At 42.8% G+C, this 20,779-nt stretch carries 19 protein-coding genes and 1 other annotated feature; of the genes, 4 read left to right on the plus strand and 15 right to left on the minus strand.

Features of this window, described 5'->3' with window-relative positions; all coding sequences use genetic code 11:
- Positions 1-71 precede the first annotated feature (71 nt).
- Positions 72-389, minus strand: a complete 318-nt coding sequence (locus tag TV75_RS13955; RefSeq protein WP_044339397.1) for an ArsR/SmtB family transcription factor — start codon at positions 387-389, stop codon at positions 72-74.
- Positions 390-648: 259 nt separating this feature from the next.
- Between TV75_RS13955 and TV75_RS13960 the strand changes: the two genes are divergently transcribed.
- The 3 genes from TV75_RS13960 (at position 649) to TV75_RS13970 (ending at position 2,834) form a co-directional block, all read left to right on the plus strand.
- Positions 649-1,209, plus strand: coding sequence for an NAD(P)H-dependent oxidoreductase (locus TV75_RS13960; RefSeq protein WP_044339398.1), 561 nt, complete (start codon positions 649-651; stop codon positions 1,207-1,209).
- 27 nt (positions 1,210-1,236) lie between these two features.
- Positions 1,237-1,881: a peroxiredoxin-like family protein gene (locus TV75_RS13965; RefSeq protein WP_044339399.1), complete on the plus strand. Its 645-nt coding sequence runs from the start codon at positions 1,237-1,239 to the stop codon at positions 1,879-1,881.
- 80 nt (positions 1,882-1,961) lie between these two features.
- The gene (locus TV75_RS13970; RefSeq protein WP_044339400.1) at positions 1,962-2,834 is read left to right on the plus strand and encodes a DMT family transporter; all 873 of its coding nucleotides are present in this window, start codon (positions 1,962-1,964) and stop codon (positions 2,832-2,834) included.
- A gap of 240 nt (positions 2,835-3,074) precedes the next feature.
- Here TV75_RS13970 and ileS read toward each other — a convergent pair whose 3' ends face one another.
- The 3 genes from ileS to TV75_RS13980 all read right to left on the minus strand — a co-directional run bounded on the left by ileS (position 3,075) and on the right by TV75_RS13980 (position 7,657).
- Positions 3,075-6,167: an isoleucine--tRNA ligase gene (gene ileS, locus TV75_RS13975; protein ID WP_044339401.1), complete on the minus strand. Its 3,093-nt coding sequence runs from the start codon at positions 6,165-6,167 to the stop codon at positions 3,075-3,077.
- 49 nt (positions 6,168-6,216) lie between these two features.
- Positions 6,217-6,473, minus strand: a binding site (T-box leader).
- A 282-nt stretch (positions 6,474-6,755) separates the two neighbouring features.
- The gene (locus TV75_RS22385) at positions 6,756-6,845 is read right to left on the minus strand and encodes a putative holin-like toxin (RefSeq protein ID WP_219927342.1); all 90 of its coding nucleotides are present in this window, start codon (positions 6,843-6,845) and stop codon (positions 6,756-6,758) included.
- Between the two features lie 335 nt (positions 6,846-7,180).
- The gene (locus tag TV75_RS13980) at positions 7,181-7,657 is read right to left on the minus strand and encodes an Lrp/AsnC family transcriptional regulator (RefSeq protein ID WP_044339402.1); all 477 of its coding nucleotides are present in this window, start codon (positions 7,655-7,657) and stop codon (positions 7,181-7,183) included.
- Positions 7,658-7,868: 211 nt separating this feature from the next.
- Here TV75_RS13980 and TV75_RS13985 point away from each other — a divergent pair, with 211 nt between their 5' ends.
- Positions 7,869-8,810 (plus strand): DMT family transporter, encoded by a 942-nt coding sequence (locus TV75_RS13985; RefSeq protein ID WP_044339403.1) that lies wholly within the window; start codon positions 7,869-7,871, stop codon positions 8,808-8,810.
- Positions 8,811-9,364: 554 nt separating this feature from the next.
- On the opposite strand, the gene TV75_RS13990 is transcribed toward TV75_RS13985, so the two are convergent.
- From TV75_RS13990 to TV75_RS14040, 11 genes are all read right to left on the minus strand, one after another.
- Positions 9,365-9,958, minus strand: a complete 594-nt coding sequence (locus TV75_RS13990) for a YdeI/OmpD-associated family protein (RefSeq protein WP_044339404.1) — start codon at positions 9,956-9,958, stop codon at positions 9,365-9,367.
- A 35-nt stretch (positions 9,959-9,993) separates the two neighbouring features.
- Positions 9,994-10,362 carry an iron chaperone gene (locus tag TV75_RS13995; protein ID WP_044339405.1) on the minus strand — a complete coding sequence of 123 codons (369 nt, stop codon included), beginning with the start codon at positions 10,360-10,362 and terminating at the stop codon, positions 9,994-9,996.
- Between the two features lie 84 nt (positions 10,363-10,446).
- Complete coding sequence (locus TV75_RS14000) at positions 10,447-10,986, minus strand: GNAT family N-acetyltransferase (RefSeq protein WP_044339406.1); 540 nt, start codon at positions 10,984-10,986, stop codon at positions 10,447-10,449.
- Between the two features lie 331 nt (positions 10,987-11,317).
- Complete coding sequence (locus TV75_RS14005) at positions 11,318-11,896, minus strand: sugar O-acetyltransferase (protein WP_044339407.1); 579 nt, start codon at positions 11,894-11,896, stop codon at positions 11,318-11,320.
- On the minus strand, positions 11,893-13,689 hold the full coding sequence (locus tag TV75_RS14010) for a glycoside hydrolase family 13 protein (protein WP_044339408.1): 1,797 nt from the start codon (positions 13,687-13,689) through the stop codon (positions 11,893-11,895). The genes TV75_RS14005 and TV75_RS14010 overlap by 4 nt, the downstream gene beginning before the upstream one ends.
- Positions 13,683-14,540: an alpha/beta hydrolase gene (locus TV75_RS14015; protein WP_052504565.1), complete on the minus strand. Its 858-nt coding sequence runs from the start codon at positions 14,538-14,540 to the stop codon at positions 13,683-13,685. The genes TV75_RS14010 and TV75_RS14015 overlap by 7 nt, the downstream gene beginning before the upstream one ends.
- Positions 14,541-14,609: 69 nt before the next feature.
- Complete coding sequence (locus tag TV75_RS14020; protein WP_044339409.1) at positions 14,610-15,767, minus strand: ROK family transcriptional regulator; 1,158 nt, start codon at positions 15,765-15,767, stop codon at positions 14,610-14,612.
- Positions 15,768-15,839: 72 nt separating this feature from the next.
- A complete protein-coding gene (locus TV75_RS14025; RefSeq protein ID WP_044339410.1) occupies positions 15,840-16,682 on the minus strand; it encodes a sugar ABC transporter permease in 843 nt (280 codons plus the stop codon).
- 1 nt (position 16,683) lies between these two features.
- Positions 16,684-17,913 carry a carbohydrate ABC transporter permease gene (locus tag TV75_RS14030; protein WP_044339474.1) on the minus strand — a complete coding sequence of 410 codons (1,230 nt, stop codon included), beginning with the start codon at positions 17,911-17,913 and terminating at the stop codon, positions 16,684-16,686.
- Positions 17,914-18,042: 129 nt separating this feature from the next.
- On the minus strand, positions 18,043-19,290 hold the full coding sequence (locus TV75_RS14035; protein WP_082051286.1) for an extracellular solute-binding protein: 1,248 nt from the start codon (positions 19,288-19,290) through the stop codon (positions 18,043-18,045).
- 122 nt (positions 19,291-19,412) lie between these two features.
- Entirely contained in the window at positions 19,413-20,489 is a 1,077-nt protein-coding gene (locus TV75_RS14040; RefSeq protein ID WP_044339411.1) for a peptidyl-alpha-hydroxyglycine alpha-amidating lyase family protein, read from the minus strand.
- Positions 20,490-20,779: the final 290 nt, after the last annotated feature.

Consider the following 20,779-nt stretch of genomic DNA (forward strand, 5'->3'; position numbering starts at 1 on the left):
GTGAAATACAAAAAAATATCCCTAACGAACAATCCATTCGTTAGGGATTTCCTTGTATTTGCGTATAACTTTTAAATATTCTGTTCTCCTATTTGAGTAATCATTTTGAGTAACCCTGGAAATTTCGTCTCAATTTCCTCCTGGCGCAATGAATAAATATGCTCTTTCCCCTCTATTCTTGCCTGTATTAATCCTGCCTCACGCAGTACTTTGATATGGTGAGATACTGTGGATTTTGGCAAGTTTAATTTCATGGAATAGGAAGTACAGTTATTTTCAAAGCTATCGCTTAAGCATCTAATGATTTTCACTCTGTTTGGTTCACTTAAAGCATTGAAAACTTTAGTGATCGTTATGGACTCAATTGGTGGTTGATATGGTTTTTTCATAGTTCCATTTTATTCGTTTATAGTTACTAAATCAAGGGAATTGCTAGTCCTCTCGATAGATTCACTTTAATACATGTCTATTAATCTTTCATATAGACCATGTTCAAGGGGGAACCCTTTTACCTAAGGAACCAAACGGATCCCATCTTTTATGAAAACGAAAGTTGAGAGTAGAACAGTTGCATTTTCATTTTTTATTTGATACTATCGTAAACGATTCGATGGTTTTCGAACTATATAACATTCAGGAGGTATTTACATGAAAAATATATTACTAATTAATGGACATGAGTATTATCCATTCTCACCAGGAAGGTTGAACAAGACGATATTTGATGAAATGGTCTCTCAAATATCCAAAAAATATGAAGTTAAAACAACTGTGGTTCAAGATGGATATGACATTAAAGAAGAACAAGAAAAATTCAAATGGGCTGATACCATTGTGTATCAAACTCCGATTTATTGGTTTTCGTTACCTGGCATGTTTAAGAAATACATTGATGAAGTATATGAATACGGGGTTTTCTTTGGCGGATCTGAAGAAGGATATGGTAAAGGCGGTCTTATGACAGGGAAAAAATATATGTTCTCTACCACTTGGAATGCACCAGAGGGTGAATACAATCATCCAGAGGGCTTCTTTAAAGGGCAAGACTTAGAAGGAGCGTTGGAACATCTTCACCGTACTCAAAGCTTTGTTGGGATGGAGCCATTAAAGAGCTTTGGTGCTCAAGATGTCGTTGCAAACCCTGACATCGATAAGTATTTAACAGAACTCCGTCAACACTTAAAAGAAGTTTTTCATTTAGAGATATAAGTTCTACACAGGAGAGAGGGATATAAGATGCTTACTAATGAACTGAAGGAAGTTAGAGAACGTTTTTTTGCCAATGCTCCAGAGCATGTGAAAGAGAGTGTAGAGAAGGCAACAAAGAACTTAATAGAGTCCGGCGTGGCAACAGGTCTTAAAGAAGGAGACATTGCACCTGATTTCACCCTTGTCAATGCAGCCGGTGAGAGAGTGACACTATCCGAAGAACTGAAAAACGGAAGAGTCATCTTAAACTTCTATCGAGGTGGATGGTGTCCGTATTGCAACCTGGAATTACGTGCATACGAGAATATCCTTGATGAAATAAAGGACGCTGGAGCTCTATTGATTGCCATAAGTCCCCAGATGCCAGATCAATCTCTTTCAACAAAAGAAAAAAATAATCTTTCTTTCCAAGTATTAAGCGATCCAAAGCAGGAAGTATTAAGCGATTATAATCTTTTGTTTGAATTACCGGATCACCTCATTCATACGTATAAGAATGATTTCAATATCGATTTAGGAACGTATAATAATACAGAAAACCCTTGGAGATTACCGGTTTCAGGCACGTTTATCATTAATCAGGACAGAACAATCCTTCTAGCAGATGCGAATCCTGATTATATGTTCCGAATGGATCCTGAAACTGTTATTCAAAAGCTTAAAAAGAATTAATATTAATAACAATGAGAAAGGGCAGGTCTAATCCTTCCCTTTTTCATTGTTATATTATGTTCACATGGGAGGATCATGTAATGAACAAGTATGTATATGGGATGTTGGTCATCATCACGACATCTTTGATGGGGTCGGGGTTTGCCATAGGAAAAATAGGAATTACATACATTTCTCCATTATTATTGAATTCTCTAAGATTCATTTTAGCCGGAATCATTATGACCATAATTGTAGGCCTTTTACGTAAACCTACTCCTAGAAAGTTAAAGGATTGGTTGCTTATTGCCGTTATAGGCTTCTTTCAATCGGCAGGGGTGATGGGCTGTATCTTTATTAGTTTGCGAACTATTTCAGCTAGTGAGTCTTCCATATTGACCTTTACCAACCCCTTAATTGTCATTGTTCTGAGTACAATTTTCTTAAGGGTACGGTACAAGCTTTCTCAATGGATAGGGGTGCTGGTAGGATTTATTGGCGTATTTATTACGTTAGGAGGACATCTGGATTTCAAGATCGGGACTGGGCTCAGTCTTTTAGCGGCTGTATCCTGGGCGACGGCAACCACACTCATTAAAGTGGTGGGAGAGCGATTTAATACCTGGGCCTTAACCGCATACCAGATGTTATTTGGAGGAATTTTCTTGTTCTTTTTAAGCATCGTGTTTGAAAAGCCAAGCATGCTGATAAATTGGACTTCAACTGGAATTGTGTTGTGGCTTTCCATCATGGCTTCAATTGTTCAATTCTCCATTTGGTTCTACTTACTGAAAATTGGAGATCCAGGAAAAACTAGTGCATTTTTGTTTCTCGCACCGTTTTTCGGTGTTCTATTTGGTCATCTGCTATTAGATGAAGTGATAAAGATCAATGTTGTTCTGGGGGGCTTATTTATCTTTATTGGCATTTTTCTAGTGAATTGGAAAAGCACTCCTAAAATACAAGAGTACTAATATAGGAGGCTTTTCATGAGCATTAAAGTACTCGCGAAAAGCCTCCAACGAATCGCCCGAAGAACCAAATGCAGACCGATGCAATTCCACCATTCCATTTAGAATTTGTCTTCTGGTAATGATTGAAACTGATAGTAATCATTCTCACATATGTTCCCCTTTATTAAGATAAGACTTCAGGTGTTAGGATGATAGAGGCTTATCCTGTAATGGATAAGCCCTCTAAAAAGGATATTCTAGTTACACTCCTACATAGATCCCTAAACTGTCCCCATCGATATCGACTACCTTCATACTTTCCCGTTTCTCAAACGTCATGCTCTTGATCAAGAGACTGCCCTGAAGTAAATCTTCAAATTGCTCCACTACCTCTTTCATTGAATCATTGACATCCAGCACAAGGTGCACACGCTTTTCCACAGGCAGGTTCAGTTCTTTTCTGTATTGCTGGACGGCGCGAACAAGCTCACGGGCCTTCCCTTCTTTACGCAAGCCCTCTGTGATGGTCGTATCCAGGAAAACACTGAAAGTTGTGTTCGAAGCCATTTCCAACCCTTGATGTGTCTTTTGATGAACGATGAGATCATTCTTCTCGACTGAAACCTTTTCTCCGGCTGGAGATTCAAAGTCAACATACCCTCGTTCCACAACCTTCCTTGCTTCTTCAGAGGATAACGTTTGTAAATGCTTCTGCGCGACGCCTACGAGTTTACCTAGTTTCGGACCGGCTGTCGGGAAGTTCAGTTTCACTTCATACTGTACAGAATCTCCTGCGGTGTCCTGTAATTGAACGTTCTTCACGTTGATTTCATCTTTAATGATGTATTCATATTTCTGAAGGCGTTCTGTATCTTGTTTGGAACCTACTACCGTAAGTGCTGATAAGGGCTGTTTCGTTTTGATGCTCGTCATATTTCGGGCGGACCGGGCAAGCTCGACGACTTGTAACACGTGATCCATTTCCATTTCAAGGGCTGGTTTGACCTCATCTTGTTGAGCTCTTGGAAAATCAGCCAGATGTACGCTTTCACCTGTTAAATTCATGTGGATATCTTCTGCGATAAACGGTGTAAATGGAGCCAGCAATCGGCTTACATTCACCAACACCTTACTTAATGTATGGTATGCCGCCAGTTTATCCTCATTCAGCCCCTCGCTCCAGAAGCGTTCACGGGACCTGCGGATATACCAATTACTCACCTGATCAACCAGGATTGATAACTCTCTGGCTCCCGCAGTAAAGTCATATGAATCCAAATGTTCCGTTACGTTTGTGATCACCGTATTCAGTCGTGATACCATCCACTGATCAAGTAAGGAAGGAGTTCCGGCTTCATGCTTTTCAGGATCAAACCCATCGATCACGGCATAAAGGGTGTAAAAGGAATGTACGTTATTGAGCGTGTCGACCAACTTTGATTTTGCCTGGCTGACGACGTTTTCTGAGAAGCGCTTATTATTCCATGGGGCGCTGTCTGCGAGCAATGCCCATCTAAGGGCATCAGCACCAAACTTCTCAACCAGTTCCATTGGATTCATGACATTCCCTTTGCTTTTAGACATTTTCCGTCCGTCTTCATCGAGGATATGCCCGAGTGATAAGACACGCTTATAAGGAGCTTTCCCTGTGAAGAGCGACGAAACCGTCAACAGACTGTAGAACCATCCCCTCGTCTGGTCCACCCCTTCTGCGATGACGTCCGCGGGGAATTGTTGTTTGAATAATTCTTCATTCTCGAATGGATAATGATACTGAGCAAACGGCATCGAACCACTGTCAAACCAGACATCGATGACTTCTTTCGTCCTCTTCATCTCTTGGGAGCATGCCGGACATTCCACTGTAACTTCATCGACATACGGTTTATGAAGCTCAAGGTTATCGCTCCAACCGCTTTTCGCATGTTCTTTCAGCTCCTGAACGCTACCCGGGACGAACTGATGGTCACAATCCCCGCACACCCAGACGTTCAGCGGAGTCCCCCAGTAACGGTTCCTCCCCAGATTCCAATCGACCATATTTTCGAGGAATTTCCCAAAACGACCTTCTTTCATATGATCAGGATACCACTCGACGGATTGATTGTTCTTGATGATGGTATCTTTCACAGCTGTTGTCTTAATGAACCAGCCCTCCATTGCGTAGTAGATGAGTGGTGAGTCGCATCGCCAGCAATGTGGATAGCTGTGTTCATACTTTTCCTTGGAAAAGAGAAGGTTGCTTTCTGCCAGCATTTTGATGATCTTGATGTCGCTGTCCTTTGTGAATTCCCCTTCAAGAGGCTTGAAATCACTGGTGTAACAACCTTTCTCATCCACGATATTGACAAAGTCCAATCCGCTTTCTTTAATGGCATTGTAATCATCTTCCCCGTGAGCGGGAGCCAGATGAACGATCCCTGTTCCGCTGTCGTCCGTTACAAACCCTGCCGAAATCACTTCATGACCACGCTCAAGCGTAAGATTGTCGAATGGCGGTTGATACGAAGCTCCAACAAATTCGCGTCCTTTATGCTCACTTACCACTTCAAAGTCGTCTCCCAGCACCTCGTTAACTAGGTTTTTCGCCAGGATATACGTCTCATCCAAACGTTTGGCTTTCACGTAATCCACGTCTTCATGGACAGCGAGTGCCACATTTGACGGAAGCGTCCAAGGTGTTGTCGTCCAGCCCAGAAAGTATTCATGCTCTTTTCCTTCCACCTTGAATTTAGCCGTCGCGGAAAGATCTTTTACATCTTTATATCCTTGAGCTACCTCATGGGAGCTGAGGGACGTCTGGCAGCTTGGGCAATATGGCGTGACCCGATGCCCTTGATAGAGCAAACCTTTCTCATGGATCTTCGAAAGGATGTGCCAGACACTTTCGATATAATCATTCTGAAGGGTTACATAGGGATCATCCATATCAACCCAGTACCCAATCGCCTCGGTAAAAGTACGCCACTGTCTTTCATAATCGAACACACTCTTTTTACATTCATCAATGAATTTCTCTACACCATATTCTTCGATTTCCTGCTTGCCGGAGACGCCGATTTTCTTTTCGACGCCTAATTCCACCGGCAGTCCATGGGTATCCCAACCCGCCTTACGCTTGACTTGATATCCACGCATCGTCTGATACCTGGCAACGAAGTCTTTGATCACCCGTCCGAGGACATGCCCCGCATGAGGAAGGCCGTTTGCTGTCGGCGGTCCTTCATAGAACACAAAGGACTTTTGTCCTTCACGGTTTGTCACTGACTTTTCAAAAATATGATTCGAATTCCAGAAATCCTGGATCCGCTGCTCTCTTTCGACCGACTTTTCGTTCACATTCACCTTTTTCATGTCATCACACCTTCTTTTAGATAAATAAAAAAACCCGCCCCTAACTAGTGTTAGGGACGAGTTTGTAACCCGCGATACCACCCTGATTCTGTCCATAAACTGTAATTCAAGTTTACGTGACAGCGCTCATGCAACGTACAATCATACGCGTTCCTTGTAACGGCGGAAACCCGTCAAAGCTTAAAGTACCTTCAGCTTTGCTTCTCGGAGAGGATATTCAATATGATCTGAACGTTGACTTCCACCAAATCGCCAACTCTCTGTAGAACAGACTCCATACCTACTCGTTCTCGTCATGGAATGTAAGTGATCCAATATATGTTAGAACAAATGTAAATGATACAAGATAAATTTGTCAATATTTTTATTTTTTTATTATAGACTGTGCTGCATCCATTTATTCACTATTCTTTACTAATGTATTAACTTATGTATATAATAAAAGTAATTAAGTACACTAAAAAAGGAGCCTGACGGCAATCAGGACTCCTCCACAACATAAACTGCATCGAAAGTGCAGCGGCTCACTTTAGAGTCAATCGAAACGAAGTAATCATCAATGATCCTCATGAGCGGTGGGGACGATGGTTACTTCTTTTTTTGTGTAACCGCGACAATTGCTACAATCAATGTTCCAAAGGCAATCATGATTTGTAATACATCTCCTACAGCAATCATTAGCGTATCACCTCCCTTCACTCGGGAGTGTGAGCCGCTACCCCATCTTCCGTATTATGTTGTGTACTTCCATTATATCACAGGCATTCGATTGATTACGCCCTTCCGAATGGACCAGTCCGGAAATTTGGAAGGGGGGCGATGCTCGTCCTCTATTCTTTTTATAAAGGTAATAGGACAGAACGACAAAGAAATCGGAAGATCGGAATGAGTGGAGAAGCTGCAAAAAGATATATGTAGATCCAACCTCATCATAAACAGCCGGGTCTGCCTCACAGCATTCCGCCAATGGACTTTGGGGCAGACCCGTAACCATTTCCCCGCCGGATTTAGTTTTACCCCTGTATCGGTAACACCGTAGAATCCTTGATCTCCCTCAACGCCAAGCTCGTTTGAATCTTCGTGATCCCCATCTCATTCAGCCTTCTGATGAAGAGCTCCAGCCCCTTGCGATCCTTGCAGGCCACCTTTAAGAGATAATCATATTCCCCGGTCAAGCATTGACATTCCAGGACTTCTTCCATGGATTCCAATGTCTCCTCCACTGCTTCCAGTTTTTCTGTCCGGTGTTCATTCGTGCTCATAAACACGAAGCATAATAAATCAAATCCGAGTTTTTCGTGATTCAGAATGGCTACCTGTTTCTTGATATACCCTTCCGTCTCCAGCCGCTTGATTCGTGCGTGTACGGCCGGTGCCGATAAATTGACCCGCTTCGATAATTCAAGATTGCTCAGCTGCCCGTCCTTTTGCAGCAAATCCAATAGCTTGAGATCCATTTGGTCCAAAACCCTGCTTACAATCGTTTCCATTCTCCATCCACCTTTTTCAATTGTTCCAAAAACCATTGATAAAATTATGTAAAAATGAATTTATACAATCTTAAATCCTACTAAACTTTCATTTATTTCGATTATTCACCATTATACAATATGTTCTTTTGTATTCTCAGTAAAATGTTAAAATTATTCTTATAGACAATGTCATTGTGCACAGTGGCTCTTTAAAAAGGGGCTGAATGACGTGAAATATTATTATTTATTATTACTGACAAGCCTTCTCTGGGGAGGCAATTTCATTGTGGGGAAAACACTCGTGGAACACGCATCCCCGGGAACATTGACCATATTAAGATGGGCGATCGCCATCGTCTGCCTGTTTCCGATTGTCTGGTGGAAAGAAAGAAAGCTGGTTCCACCCCTTCAATCAATCCTGCCGTTATTTTTCATGGGCCTGACTGGGGTAGCCCTTTTTCAGGCACTGCAATTCATGGCGTTGGAAAAAACCTCTGCCACCAATGTCGGCCTGATCTCAACGTTAAACATGTTCTCCATTGCCGGAATCTCTTTTATTTTTCTGAAGGAAAAGATGAACGCATTTCAACTGTCATCCATGTTCATCTCACTCTTTGGCGTGTTGCTTGTCCTTTCAAAAGGGAACGTGGAGATGGTCTATTCCCTGCAATTTAATGAAGGGGATCTCTATATGCTGGCTGCGGTTGTGATGTGGGGGATCTATTCCGTTTGCAGTAAGTGGGCAATGAAGACCGTCACACCCATGATGTCCATTTTATACTCCGGACTATTTGGTCTTCTCATCCTTCTTCCTTTTAATCTTTCTACGTTCCGAGTGACCAATGTTGATGTTTCTTTCGTGCAGTCAATCTTATATACCGGCATTATTTCGACGGTTGTCTGCATGGTATTATGGAATATCGGGGTGAATAACCTGGGACCGAGTACTTCAGGGTTGTTCTTGAACTTCAACCCTGTTTTCACTGCCTTATTGGCTTTCGTATTTCTCGGCGAAAAGATGAATGTGCTTCAAGCTGTCGGCAGTTTCATTGTCATAGCAGGCTGTGTCTTGTTCTCTCTTTTCAAGTCCAAGCCTCGCATTATTATCAAAGAAACCGGGATCAGAGTCCCTTCAAAAATGGTATCAAGTGAATCTGTCAAGACTTCATAGAAAGCAGCAGTCATAATCTCCCTGAAAGGTTCTGGCTCAATAACTTCTATTTCTGAGCCGATACTTAAAATGAGTAGAACCTTCCTGCTCATCCTTTTCGTATTAGACCTCCCGCTTTTGAGCTATTTATTGTTATGAAGGTCAAAATCTATTAACTAAAAAAAGGCGAATAACCGAAGAGATCACCTGGCTGATCTTTTTAGTTATTCGCCTTCATTCATAAGACTTTCTTTTCACCTTTTAAAAACAAGAAATAAAATGAGAAAAATGAGTAGTCCAAGAAATAATAGATACCCCATCCCCATGCTATATACGAAGTAAACTTTCACGTGGAGAATGATTCGGAAGATGTGGAAAATGAGAATGCACACCAGCAATAAAATGACGATATTCACTATCTTGTCTCTATTTCTGCTTCGATACATAGAATCAGCCCCAATCCAGAGCTCAGTGCAAATGGAACTTGTACCATCAGTCTTTCTATATACCTATTTAGCATTCATCAAAATTATTCATGTGGGACCTGGGACAACGAACCTGTCCCCACGTCCCTTCTAATCATTCATCCCCTTACCATCAAGAATATGTTCCATATATTTTTCGATCCTCGACTCGCGGGTTTTGGATTGCTTGGCTTTTGAGAAATAAAGAAGGTAGGCCCGTTGACGCCCCGGGGTCAATTCTTCAAAAGCCGTCTTTAAGGCTGGGACTTCGTCGAATTTGGTTTGAAGTTCTTCAGGGAGCGTGTATTCTTCCGGCTTTTTCAATTCCACTTGCAATCCGGCTTTTTCGACTTCAATGGCTTCCTGGACATACGCTTCCAATATTGGTTTCATTTCAATGATTTCTTGAGCATTCGTGAACCGGATCTGGCGCGCTGCCTGTACATTCTCCGTTTGTTGAATGAGAATCCCTTGGGGATCCTTCAATAAAGCTCCTTTGTGGAACAGAAGTGCACAATAGTCTTTGAATCCATGCATCAAAACGATGTTTTTCCCCTCTAACGTGTAACAAGGGTGCATCCACTTGATCTCTTCATCCAGTTCCTCAAAACTTAGGAGAATGCTTCTCAACCTCTCAAATTCTTCCTTCCACGTCTTGGTCTTTTTTATAAAACCATCAACCTTACGATTAGGCTTTATCATCATGGAACACTCCTTATAATATGAAATCCACGTGTTATCTACCGCCAAAAGCCCGTGTATGCTGCTTTATCCTGAATATTATATGTAATCATATCCTCAAGCAATGTGTAATCCACCTGGTCTTTCCACTTAATCCGGAACAAGCCCTTGGTGGCACTGTAGCCGGCTTGCTCGATCCGATCGGCAAAATGGGTCATGGTGACTTCTTCAGGTGCAACGCTTACATGTTGCTTCGCCGTGGAGATTCCGATGATAAATGTGCCGTGATCGGTAAACATCGGGGTATTCCATTTTATGACTGGTTCCAATTGCGGAAATGTCTCCTTAATCCAGTTCAGGATTTCTTCCATTCGATTGCGATGGTCGGGATGATCGATACCTGATAAGTAAGTTGCAAATACGTCCATCTTATTCCCTCCTATTCTTGTCATGTTTCTCCTATTTTCAACTATATAATTTACAACATGGATAGTCAAAATCCCCTCCTATCCTCACCTCTGACTTCGTAGAACCGTAATAAATCCGTCCAGGATATCATGGGAAACCGCGAATCCTTTCCGCTGATAGAATTCCAACGCCTCTTGATTCCCATTCGATGTAAAGACAAAATAATCCTCGACATCCTCGTAGGTTTTCAACCAATCCATAGACATGTTAAAAAGTTTGGACCCCACACCGAATTGCCGATACCCCTCTTTAATATAAAATTGGGATAAACAGCCTACATTCTCTTTCTTAACCGATGAGAGATCGAAAAACGTGGCAAAATCATTCGAGTACGATTCTTTCGGTGAGATATTGGTATACACATAGGCGACGATTTCGTCATGCTTATTTGGATCCTTCACCACCACTATGTAATTGTGTAACGCACTTTGGATCGATGGCAGCATCCTTGTATCAAAATTCATGGTGTCGAACCGTTCCGGGGTAATGGTAGCCTTTGATTGTTGGTAGTCCATCAGTTCATTGCAGAGATCACCGCAGAGTTCTGCCTTTTCTTCTGGAATCACTTCATATAATAGATTCATCGTTGAATTCCCCTTTTATTCTTGGAGTCGTGAACTTGGTATCATATCTTCTATACTAAAATATTACCTTCTCACATAAAATCCGTCATGTTCTATTTTCTCCGATTGGCAACTATTTTCCTTTAAAATGGTTGCCAATCCATGATAATACAGTTGAATTGATAGTATTCCGTCGCCCCGTGGAGACGGCTAAAATCACTTGTACCGAAAATAAATAAAAACCCGAACCAACCTGCCCATTCGGAAACAGATTTGTTTGGGTTTTCGGTAGACCAACACACTCTTGTCCCAGCCTTTTTCCGATTCACTATGGTGTTTCTTTATTCACTTTCTATATATCCCTTACGACTCTGCAAGGATTCCCCACTGCTACACTGTTTTCCGGTATTGATTTCGTCACAACACTTCCGGCTCCGATAACTGCATTATTTCCTATCGTGACTCCTGGCAAAATGACTGAATTCCCCCCTATCCACACGTTATCTCCTATGGAGATTGGCTTAGTCAGGGTGCGGTAAGGTGCTTCATCCGGACCATGGTGGAGGTTGATTCTTTCGGACGCCTGGAGGGGATGAGTGGCCGAATAAATCTGGACATTCGGAGCAATCAAGACGTTTTCCCCTATCGTCACTTTATTTGTATCCAAAATGGTACAGTTAAAGTTGATAAACGTATTCTTACCAATTGAAATGTTTTGACCATAGTCACAGTAGAACGGCTTTTCCACCCAAACGTTTTCTCCCATTGATTCAAGAAGCTCTGTTAGAATCTCCTGTTTAGTTTCTGCCTGGTCTGGCTGGGAGAAGTTGAACTTATCCATCAGGGCCCTTGCTTTCTGGGCCATTTCCATCAACTCGGGATCTCTTGCGTTGTAGTACTCTCCGTTTAACATTTTTTCTTTTTCTGTCATCTGTCTTTTCTCCTTTTTCTGTCATCTACGATTCTCAAAAGTTTAGTCCCGAAAGCCTCCACCTGCATATCGGACGATACCATGAAAGAATCTTCATCAGTCAGTAAATCCTCTACTGTTTTTCCAATAAGGTTTTCAGGCATTTGAAAGGATTTACTACTGTCTGAACGGCTGAGAAAACATAAGACGGTCTCATCACCATAGCTTCTTTTGTACCCAATCACGTCCTCTTCAATAGGGCTCTGGATGAATTCTATACTGGCTGTACTGCCCAATGCCCGGTGCCTTTTCCTTATATCAATAAGCCCGGTGATAAAGGTAAGCAGCTCCCGGTCCTGCTCTTCTGTATCCCATTCCATACACTTTCTGCACCCCGGATCCATCGCTCCAGTCATACCGACTTCATCACCGTAATAAAAACACGGAGTACCAGGGGAAGTGAGCAAGAAAGTAAACAATGCCCTTACCTTCCTCGAATCGTTTCCACATAAAGTGGCAATTCGCGGGGTATCATGACTCCCAAGCAAATTGAAAGCAGCATCCATGACCGGTTTCGGGTACATCAAATAAGCATCCGTTGTCTGGTTGGCCAGTTGAAGGGCTGTGATCGACCCCTTCGCAAAGAAGTCCAATGCAGGGGAAGTATAGGGATAATTCATGACCGCATCAAATTGATCTCCCTGAAGCCATGGTAAGGCATCATGCCAGATTTCCCCAAGGATATAGAGTTCCGGCTTGACCTTCTTTACCTCTTTCCTGAATTCCCTCCAAAAATCATGGGAAACCTCATTCGCTACATCCAACCTCCAGCCGTCAATGTCAAATTCCTTTACCCAGTATCTGCCGACTTCCAGCAGGTAGTTGCGCACTTCTTCATTGGCCGTATTTAATTTCGGCATGGTATAGGTGTATCCAAACGTTCGATAGGTCGGGACCAGGGCGGTCTGTAACGGGAATTCATCAATATGGAACCAGTCCTTAAACCGGGAATTCTCACCGTTCGCCAATACATCCTGAAAGGGAGGAAAGGTAAAGCCGCAGTGATTAAACACTGCATCCAGCATAACCTTGATTCCTCGCCTATGACACTCATCCACTAATTGCTTAAACGTCTCTTTATCACCGAACTGAGGATCAATTGTTAAGTAATCCTCCGTATCGTATTTATGATTGGAAGGAGCTTTGAAGATGGGAGTGAAATAAATCCCTGTGATGCCCAGCTCATCCAAATGGTCGAGATTATTGATGACTCCCTGGAAATCTCCGCCGAAGAAAGTGTGTTCACTTGGTTCTTCACTTCCCCAAGGGAGTGTTCCCTGAATATCATTTCCCTTGTCCCCATTGGCAAATCTCTCAGGAAATATCTGATACCATATCGTATCTTTCACCCATTCCGGGGCGGCAAATACGTCTTCTTCTAATAAAAATGGATAAAAGAAGAATGATGATATGGCTTCGTCCAGGGATGGATAAAATCCCTTTTCAGTGAAATATACTACTTCAATCCCATCCCGAAGCTCGAAGGAATATTTCACCCTTTTGTCCCGGGGCCTGATACTCACTGTCCAATAATCATATAATTCAGTCGAGCCGCACTTATTCATTTCTTCGATCTGTTTAGGAATCCAGCTCCACACGTGATCGATCACTTCACCACGAAAAGGATCATCCCATATCAAATAAACAGAATCGACATCGTTTCTTTTCGTTCGGATCCTGAATTGAAGAGTGTCGTGATCCAACGGATAGGCATAGTTTCCTTTTGGGCGGTGATAAACGGCTTCTCTCAGCATCCCACTTCCTCCTCCTTTTCTAACAAATCAATCAGTACAGCATTTCCTTTTTCTGTTCCAAAGAAATAGAGCAGGGGGGCATGAACCCTTTTCGCCCAGTCATCTTCTGTATGTTTACCAGAGTGATCAATCTGAAACAGGAATTCTTTTTCATGCTCGTATCCCAATTCCAGAAGATGTGCTGCCATATCTTCCACTTGAGGGACTTCAATCAATGGACCTTCTTCGGCCCCTATATCCATCCAGATTTTCTTTAATGGGACTTTTTCTGAAAATTTATTCACCAGGCTTATATCCTGTTTCAGTTCCTTATGATGATAATAGAAATAAGGCGACATGATGCCAACCATACTGAATACATCCGGGTTGCGAAAGCCGATATGATAGCTGACCGCTCCTCCCATGGATGAACCCATCAAAGCCGTACATTCAGTATTATTCTTGGTTCGATATGTCTGATCGATTAGAGGCTTGATTTCACGGATCAGGAATGTTTCATACTGAATCCCCTTCGCAGAAAAAGGTGTTGTTGAAAACGGCACATCCACTTCTGGGTCTCCTTGAAAATAAAAATTGTATTCGTTTGATCGTTCAGTCGGGTGATTCTCGATTCCAACAATAATGATCTCTTCCATTTCCCCTTGTTTAATTAATTCATCCGCTATCTGATGCATCCTCCAGGATTGTCCATTAAATGCAGTGTGGAAGATATTCTGACCGTCTTGCATGTACAATACTGGATAATGCTTACTCCCATCATGATAACTTGGAGGCAGGTAGATATGGACATTGCGTGTATTCTCCAGATAAACGGATGAAACGTTTTCAATTGTTTGAATAGATGAGCTCATGATTTGTTCTCCTTTTATTGATTCAATGAATTAACTATTGGTGGTAAAAAAAGTTGAACACGTGCACGTTCAACTTTTGTATTGATAGATCCCATTCAGCAGGGCGAGACTTCCTGCGCCGATGACTTCAATATGTTCTCCGAGACTGGATGCCTGAAAATCGATCTTCTGCAAGGAAGCTACGTATGCCTGATTGTTGACTTGCCTGCTGATCATATCGGCAAGGACCTTATTATACCGTTCCAGCGGCCCTCCGATCACCACTCTTTGAACATGAATGATATTGATGAAGGAGGATAACGGTACTGATATCTTCTCCCCTGCAGCCTGCAGGGCAGTGATGGATTCTGCGTTTCCCTTTAGGATAGAATGTGTTAACTCCTCAATGGACTCACTCTTCCGCTCCTCGGCAAGGGCTTGCAAGGATGCATATTCATTGATACATCCCTTGTTTCCGCACCAGCATGGCCGTCCGCCGGGTTGATAAGTCATGTGAGCGAATTCCCCACCACCTGATTTACCACTCCGGAAATGTGTGTCATTTAATACGAGACCAGACCCAAGGGTGCGGCCCACATAGAGAAACATAAACTGATCGAAATGCTTACTTTCACCAAACAACTTCTCTGCCAGGGTCATGGAGCTGACATCACGGTCGACATACACCGGGAATGTAAAGTGGTTCTGCAAATAGTCATATAGGGGAATTTCCGGCCAGCCTTCCTCATCGTTTCCAAGGACCGTCCCCTTCTTGATATCCACGGGCCCATTGACGCCGATTCCTAACCCAGTAATCACATTACCTGAATGCCGGCTAATAAAAGTCTTTAATTCTTCCACGATAAAATGAAGGTAGGCACCGACCGTATACTCTTTGGAAGGAGTGGTTCTGACTACATCCTTCACCTTTCCGTTCAAGCTTACTAACCCGATGGAGATTTCTTTCATCCCGATATGCATCCCAATCACCCATGCGGCTTCATCCCGGAGAGTAAGGGCAACGGATTTCCGGCCAGCCCCCTGCTTCTCAACCGGGAGACTCCCTTGTTCCTGAATCAATCCCTCTTCTAAAAGCTCGGAGGTTATATACGTAATGGTACCCCGGGTCAAATTGGTCAGCTCAGCAATCTGATGCCTTGAAATCGGTCCGTTTCTCAACATCGTCTTCAAGACGAGGGAGCGGTTAAATTGTTTGGTTCTTTGTGTATTCTGCCCTGTTAATCCCATGATTCCATTCCTTTTCCAACGTTAATATGACTAATATATCAGACTTCACCTTTGATCACCAATAGATTCCTATTATCCTTTGGTTCCTCCAGCTGTCAGACCGGTAGTGAAATAACGTTGCAACGATAAGAATAGAATGCTGATCGGAATAGCAATCAGGACTGCCCCTGCAGCAAATTGAGTATAAGAATTACCAAACTGAGAACTGATTAATTGATAAAGCCCAACAGCAAGGGTATATTTCTCCTCGGATCTGAGCAGAATCGTCGCCAATATGAAATCTGTGAAAGGCGTAATGAAACTGAATAAAGCGACCACGGCAAGAATCGGTTTCGCCAAAGGCATGATGATCTGCCAGAAGATGCGAAGGTGACCAGCTCCATCCATCGTGGCTGATTCGTCCAACGATTGGGGGATTGTGTCAAAGTAACCCTTCGCAAGCCACGTATTCATAGGGATCAAACCACCGACATAAATCAAGATCAAGATAAGGTGGGTATCGATCAAACCTGTCATATTCGCAAACACATAGATCGCGATCAAAGCAGAGAAGTTAGGCACCATTTGTAGTATCAGGAATAAAAGGAGGCCGTTTTTTCTCCCTTTAAATCGATAACGTGAAAACGAATAGGCAATCAGCCCAATGGAAATGACGGCCAGTATCATGGTGATGAAACAAATCTTGATGGTGTTCCAGTACCATAGAAGATAGGGGGTACTCTCAAGATCAAACAGCGTTTGATAGTGAGCAAACGTGAAATTGTCCGGAATGATGGAAGAGCTTGTTAAACTGTCTCCAGGATTCAGTGAAGCTCCAACAACCCATAAGACCGGATATAGCACGATGATGCTTGCTGTAAAGAGAAATGCATATGACATTGTTATTCGTATTCCATTCCACCATGCTGCTTTCATATTACATCATATCCTCTTCATTGAATGATTTTGTTCTCCTGAATTGCCATAACGCGATCACAATGACGATGATTGATAGAATCATTGTAATGGCGGCGGCTTTACCATATTGTGCAGAAGCCATAGTCAGTTCGTACACCCACGATATTAGGATGTCCGTTCCCCCTGCATTCTGACCGGAAACCGCGGGACCTCCTCCATTAAATAAATAGATCACATTGAAGTTATTAAAGTTATACGTATATTGTGTAATCAATATCGGAGCAGTCGCAAATAGAATCATAGGCAGGGTAATGTCCTTAAATTGACTAAAGCGTGAAGCCCCGTCCATTGCGGCAGCTTCATACAACTCGCCGGGTATTGACTGGATGACCCCCGTCACCATCACAAAGATGAATGGAAATCCAAGCCACCACTGAATGAAGATTAAAGCTATCTTCGTCCAGAATGGTTCCGTCAGCCATGGAACCGCATCGACTCCAAAGAAATGAAGGATGTTCTGATTAATGGCACCAAAACTCTCATTAAACATACCTGAGAAGATTAAGACAGAAACGAAGGCCGGGATGGCCCAAGGTAATATAAAGATGGTCCGAAATACTCTCTTCCCCCGTATTTCCTTTTGTTGCACTACGATTGCTAACAGAATACCAATCACAACTTGCCCAGTTGTCGCTGCAAAGGTCCAGATAATGGTCCAGGCAAAGACACTGAGAAACGTTTCCCTCCAAATATCGACTTTCACTAAATCAACGAAATTCTGAAATCCTGTCCAGTCTACCAACTTGGCAGGCGGGGAGTGATAAAGATTGTAATTCGTGAATGACAGAAGCACCATGAAGATGATCGGAAACACAACAACAAATAACAAAAGGAGAAAACCGGGGGTTAACATTAAATATGTGAACCCCGAGTCAATCAGGTTCCGGTATTGCTCCTTCACTGAGCTTATTGAACGGCGTTCGTCCCTTTTTTTACCTGTTTGGTAGGCATCATAGAAATTGAATCCATATACCGCCAGCCCAAGCAGCGTGACTACCAAAGCGATGATCCCCTGGATCAACAAGAATATGGAATGATCACGGGGCAATTCCGTTCCAAGCGTCACTAATCCCCAGAGCCCGATATCCAATAAATCATGAAAAGCAATAAAGAACGAGCCAGCCATCACCAAGAATATCAAGCCTTTTACAAATTGCCGGTTATATAATTGTCCAAGCCCCGGGATCATCGATAACACCGCAGCAACCCATCGGTGTTTTGTGCCCGGTGCCTGTTTCTGAAAATGCGATGGCTTTTCAGTAAGGTCACAGGTCTCAAGTTCTTCTTTTCTTACGCTATTCATCGATTCGCCCCCTCCTTATTGATGATTTGCTTCTATGGAAGATTGAATCGTCTTTACCGCTTCATCAAGAGCTTCTTCCGTTGGTTTCTTATCTAAGGTGATCAACTCAAGCGCTGTCCCCATCGGTCCCCAAACCTCTCCCATTTCTGGAATATTCGGCATTGGGGCACCATATGTTGATTGAACCGCAACAGCATTGGCTTCTTGGTTATCCTGGATAAGCGGAGCATTCAGGAGGCTTTTGACAGGTGGGATTTCTCCTGTCGTTTCAAAACGGATTCTGGCATTTTCTTCACTTGTCAAATGTTCGACCAGCTTCTGAGCCCATTTGGTATGAGATGAATAGCTGCTGACATGCCAACCCTTGACACCGATCAACGTCTTCATCGGTTCGCCATTTGGCAGTTTCGGCAATGGAGCCACACCAATATCGACCCCAGCTTCTCTAAAACTATTAAATGCCCAGGGACCCGCCATTACGGCTGAGGCTTTTCCCTCTATAAACAAGCTTTCCATCGTGGCACCACCATTTTCACCGAATAATCCTTTAGGGAATAATCCTTCTTGATACCACTTCTTGATGTATTCCGCTCCCTTGACGGAGCCCTCATTGTTTAAGCCGATATCCTTCCGATTGAGACTTCCATTTTCGTCATCAAAGATATAGCCGCCCATGCCTCCCATGACTCCAAAGCCAAAGTAAAGGTTATTCCAAACTGCTAGAAATCCATACTTGCCTGGTTCTGTGTTTCTCGATAAGGCATATAATTCTTCCATGGATGCCGGTGCATGATCCACAAGTTTTTTATTATAAATCAGCACCGGTGTCTCAGCAGCCTTTGGCAGTCCATACATCTTCCCGTCATAGGTCTGGGAATCGATGGAAGAATCCGTAAACTGATTAAGTATCTTCTCGTCTACATCAATCGGCTTCAGAATTCCTTCGATGGCCAGCTGTCCGATCTGATCATGGGGAAGGGTAAATACATCTGGTCCTGTGCCTGCGGGTCCGTCCAACCTGATTCTCTCCTTCATTTGAGAAGACATTTCTACTTCTTTAAGTTCTACGTTTATTCCCGTCTTTTCTTCAAAGCTCTTAATAGCTGGTTCCAAGGCATCTGATTTCCCAATATCCTCCCAAACAATAAGTTTTTCAGGCTTTGAATTCACCTTTTTTTCGTCCACAGATGAAGACTCATCTGGTCCACATCCGCCTAAACCTATTAAAGCCCCTATAAGCAATAAAGCTTTTACCATATTCATTTACTGTAACCCCCTAATTGATTAATTCATTTAATTAATTAATAGTATAATAGATTTCAGAAATTTCGCAAGCCCTTTCAAAGCAATAAAAAAAGGGCACACGTCTGTGCCCTTTTCTACAATCATTCCTTGGCCCTGAATACTTGCAGCCGGTTATTCTGAAGTTCTGCCACAAAGATATCTCCATTTTGATTCACCGCGACATCGTGGGGAACCTTCATTTCCCCGGCTTTTGATCCCCACTTTCCAAATCGGTCGATGATTTCACCATTCTTATTTACTATCACTACTTGATGTGATCCTCTTCCTGTGTTTGGATAAAGTGCATCACCGCCATCTACCAGATACACGTTTCCATCATTCCCTACTTCCACACCGAAGGGACGACCTATTTCCTTCTGTTCCCACTCATCCAGGAATTCCCCATCCTTGTTCAACACCTGAACTCGTGCGTTGTTTCTATCTGCCACAAACAAGTTCCCTTTCTGATCATGAGAAATTCCATGAGGAAGGTTAAATTCACCCGTACCGTTCCCTAGGTCATTTTTCTCCCAAAGGAAATTTCCATCAGAATCAAATTTCACAATCCTTCTATTACGGTAACCATCGCTTACGGCGAATGAACCATCTTCCATGACAGTAACATCCGTAGGGCGGGCAAATGTGAACTTAGTCATCCCGGTTGGAAGATTGGGAAGGACATTCCTTATCCGCAAAGCAGCCTCCATATAAAATGGATAGTCATCTCCAAATGTGGCCAGTAAGTGACCATCAGGTGTAAACTTGTACACCTTGTTCAGCGTTATATCCGTGATCCAAACATTATCTTCATCATCGATTTCCAAGCCATGAGGGGATGCAAACATATTCTTCCCCCAACGGTCTTTCACCTCTTTTGTTTCCCCGTCAATCACAATGAGGGCAGGTTCCTGTATTAAGCTTTCTCCACCATATTCCGAACTTCCCCGATGTAAATAGAAGATATCTCCTTTACTATCGACGGCTACTCCACTGGCTTCCCCTGCCATTTCTTTATCTTCCTCTGTCAGCGGCCAAAGAATTTCAGGTTTATAATCCTTTGACTGTTTTGCTTCAGGGACTTCCTTATACACTGTATCACTTCCTCCACGACTGAACCATGCTATCAAAGCTCCCAAAATAAGGAGGATACCTATCACTAATAGAATATTCTTTCGCATTACAACTCAACTCCATATGTTTGTTTATTCTTTATGATTGCTGATATGAATGTAACATATGCTGGATGGAAGTTGCCTCTGACCTGTGACATAAAATATATCAGTCTGGAGACCTATGGTGTGTATTGTCTTTTTTTAGCTGGAAAGAATTCTTAACGGTTGAATGGGGACGGATTTGGGGCAGTTAATTCAGAGGAGGCTTCCCTTTGCGTGAGAATTGATCCTGAATGGCCGTTTTCAATCCTGATTTGGGATTATTAATCCTGTTTCAGATTTATTATTCCTAGAGA

The organism is Rossellomorea aquimaris (assembly GCF_000935355.1).
Lineage (GTDB): Bacteria > Bacillota > Bacilli > Bacillales > Bacillaceae_B > Rossellomorea > Rossellomorea aquimaris_B.

What these genes read in the sequence shown, in the direction of transcription:
- TV75_RS14030 (WP_044339474.1), bottom strand. Translation starts at nt 17,913, where the DNA reads ATGATCCCGGGGCTTGGACAATTATATAACCGGCAATTTGTAAAAGGC.
- TV75_RS13955 (WP_044339397.1), bottom strand. Translation starts at nt 389, where the DNA reads ATGAAAAAACCATATCAACCACCAATTGAGTCCATAACGATCACTAAA.
- TV75_RS13995 (WP_044339405.1), bottom strand. Translation starts at nt 10,362, where the DNA reads ATGGACGTATTTGCAACTTACTTATCAGGTATCGATCATCCCGACCAT.
- TV75_RS14010 (WP_044339408.1), bottom strand. Translation starts at nt 13,689, where the DNA reads ATGCTGAGAGAAGCCGTTTATCACCGCCCAAAAGGAAACTATGCCTAT.
- TV75_RS13970 (WP_044339400.1), top strand. Translation starts at nt 1,962, where the DNA reads ATGAACAAGTATGTATATGGGATGTTGGTCATCATCACGACATCTTTG.
- TV75_RS14020 (WP_044339409.1), bottom strand. Translation starts at nt 15,767, where the DNA reads ATGGGATTAACAGGGCAGAATACACAAAGAACCAAACAATTTAACCGC.
- TV75_RS14005 (WP_044339407.1), bottom strand. Translation starts at nt 11,896, where the DNA reads ATGACAGAAAAAGAAAAAATGTTAAACGGAGAGTACTACAACGCAAGA.
- TV75_RS13980 (WP_044339402.1), bottom strand. Translation starts at nt 7,657, where the DNA reads ATGGAAACGATTGTAAGCAGGGTTTTGGACCAAATGGATCTCAAGCTA.
- TV75_RS14015 (WP_052504565.1), bottom strand. Translation starts at nt 14,540, where the DNA reads ATGAGCTCATCTATTCAAACAATTGAAAACGTTTCATCCGTTTATCTG.
- ileS (WP_044339401.1), bottom strand. Translation starts at nt 6,167, where the DNA reads ATGAAAAAGGTGAATGTGAACGAAAAGTCGGTCGAAAGAGAGCAGCGG.
- TV75_RS13965 (WP_044339399.1), top strand. Translation starts at nt 1,237, where the DNA reads ATGCTTACTAATGAACTGAAGGAAGTTAGAGAACGTTTTTTTGCCAAT.
- TV75_RS13960 (WP_044339398.1), top strand. Translation starts at nt 649, where the DNA reads ATGAAAAATATATTACTAATTAATGGACATGAGTATTATCCATTCTCA.
- TV75_RS13990 (WP_044339404.1), bottom strand. Translation starts at nt 9,958, where the DNA reads ATGATGATAAAGCCTAATCGTAAGGTTGATGGTTTTATAAAAAAGACC.
- TV75_RS14035 (WP_082051286.1), bottom strand. Translation starts at nt 19,290, where the DNA reads ATGAATATGGTAAAAGCTTTATTGCTTATAGGGGCTTTAATAGGTTTA.
- TV75_RS14000 (WP_044339406.1), bottom strand. Translation starts at nt 10,986, where the DNA reads ATGAATCTATTATATGAAGTGATTCCAGAAGAAAAGGCAGAACTCTGC.
- TV75_RS22385 (WP_219927342.1), bottom strand. Translation starts at nt 6,845, where the DNA reads ATGATTGCTGTAGGAGATGTATTACAAATCATGATTGCCTTTGGAACA.
- TV75_RS14025 (WP_044339410.1), bottom strand. Translation starts at nt 16,682, where the DNA reads ATGAAAGCAGCATGGTGGAATGGAATACGAATAACAATGTCATATGCA.
- TV75_RS14040 (WP_044339411.1), bottom strand. Translation starts at nt 20,489, where the DNA reads ATGCGAAAGAATATTCTATTAGTGATAGGTATCCTCCTTATTTTGGGA.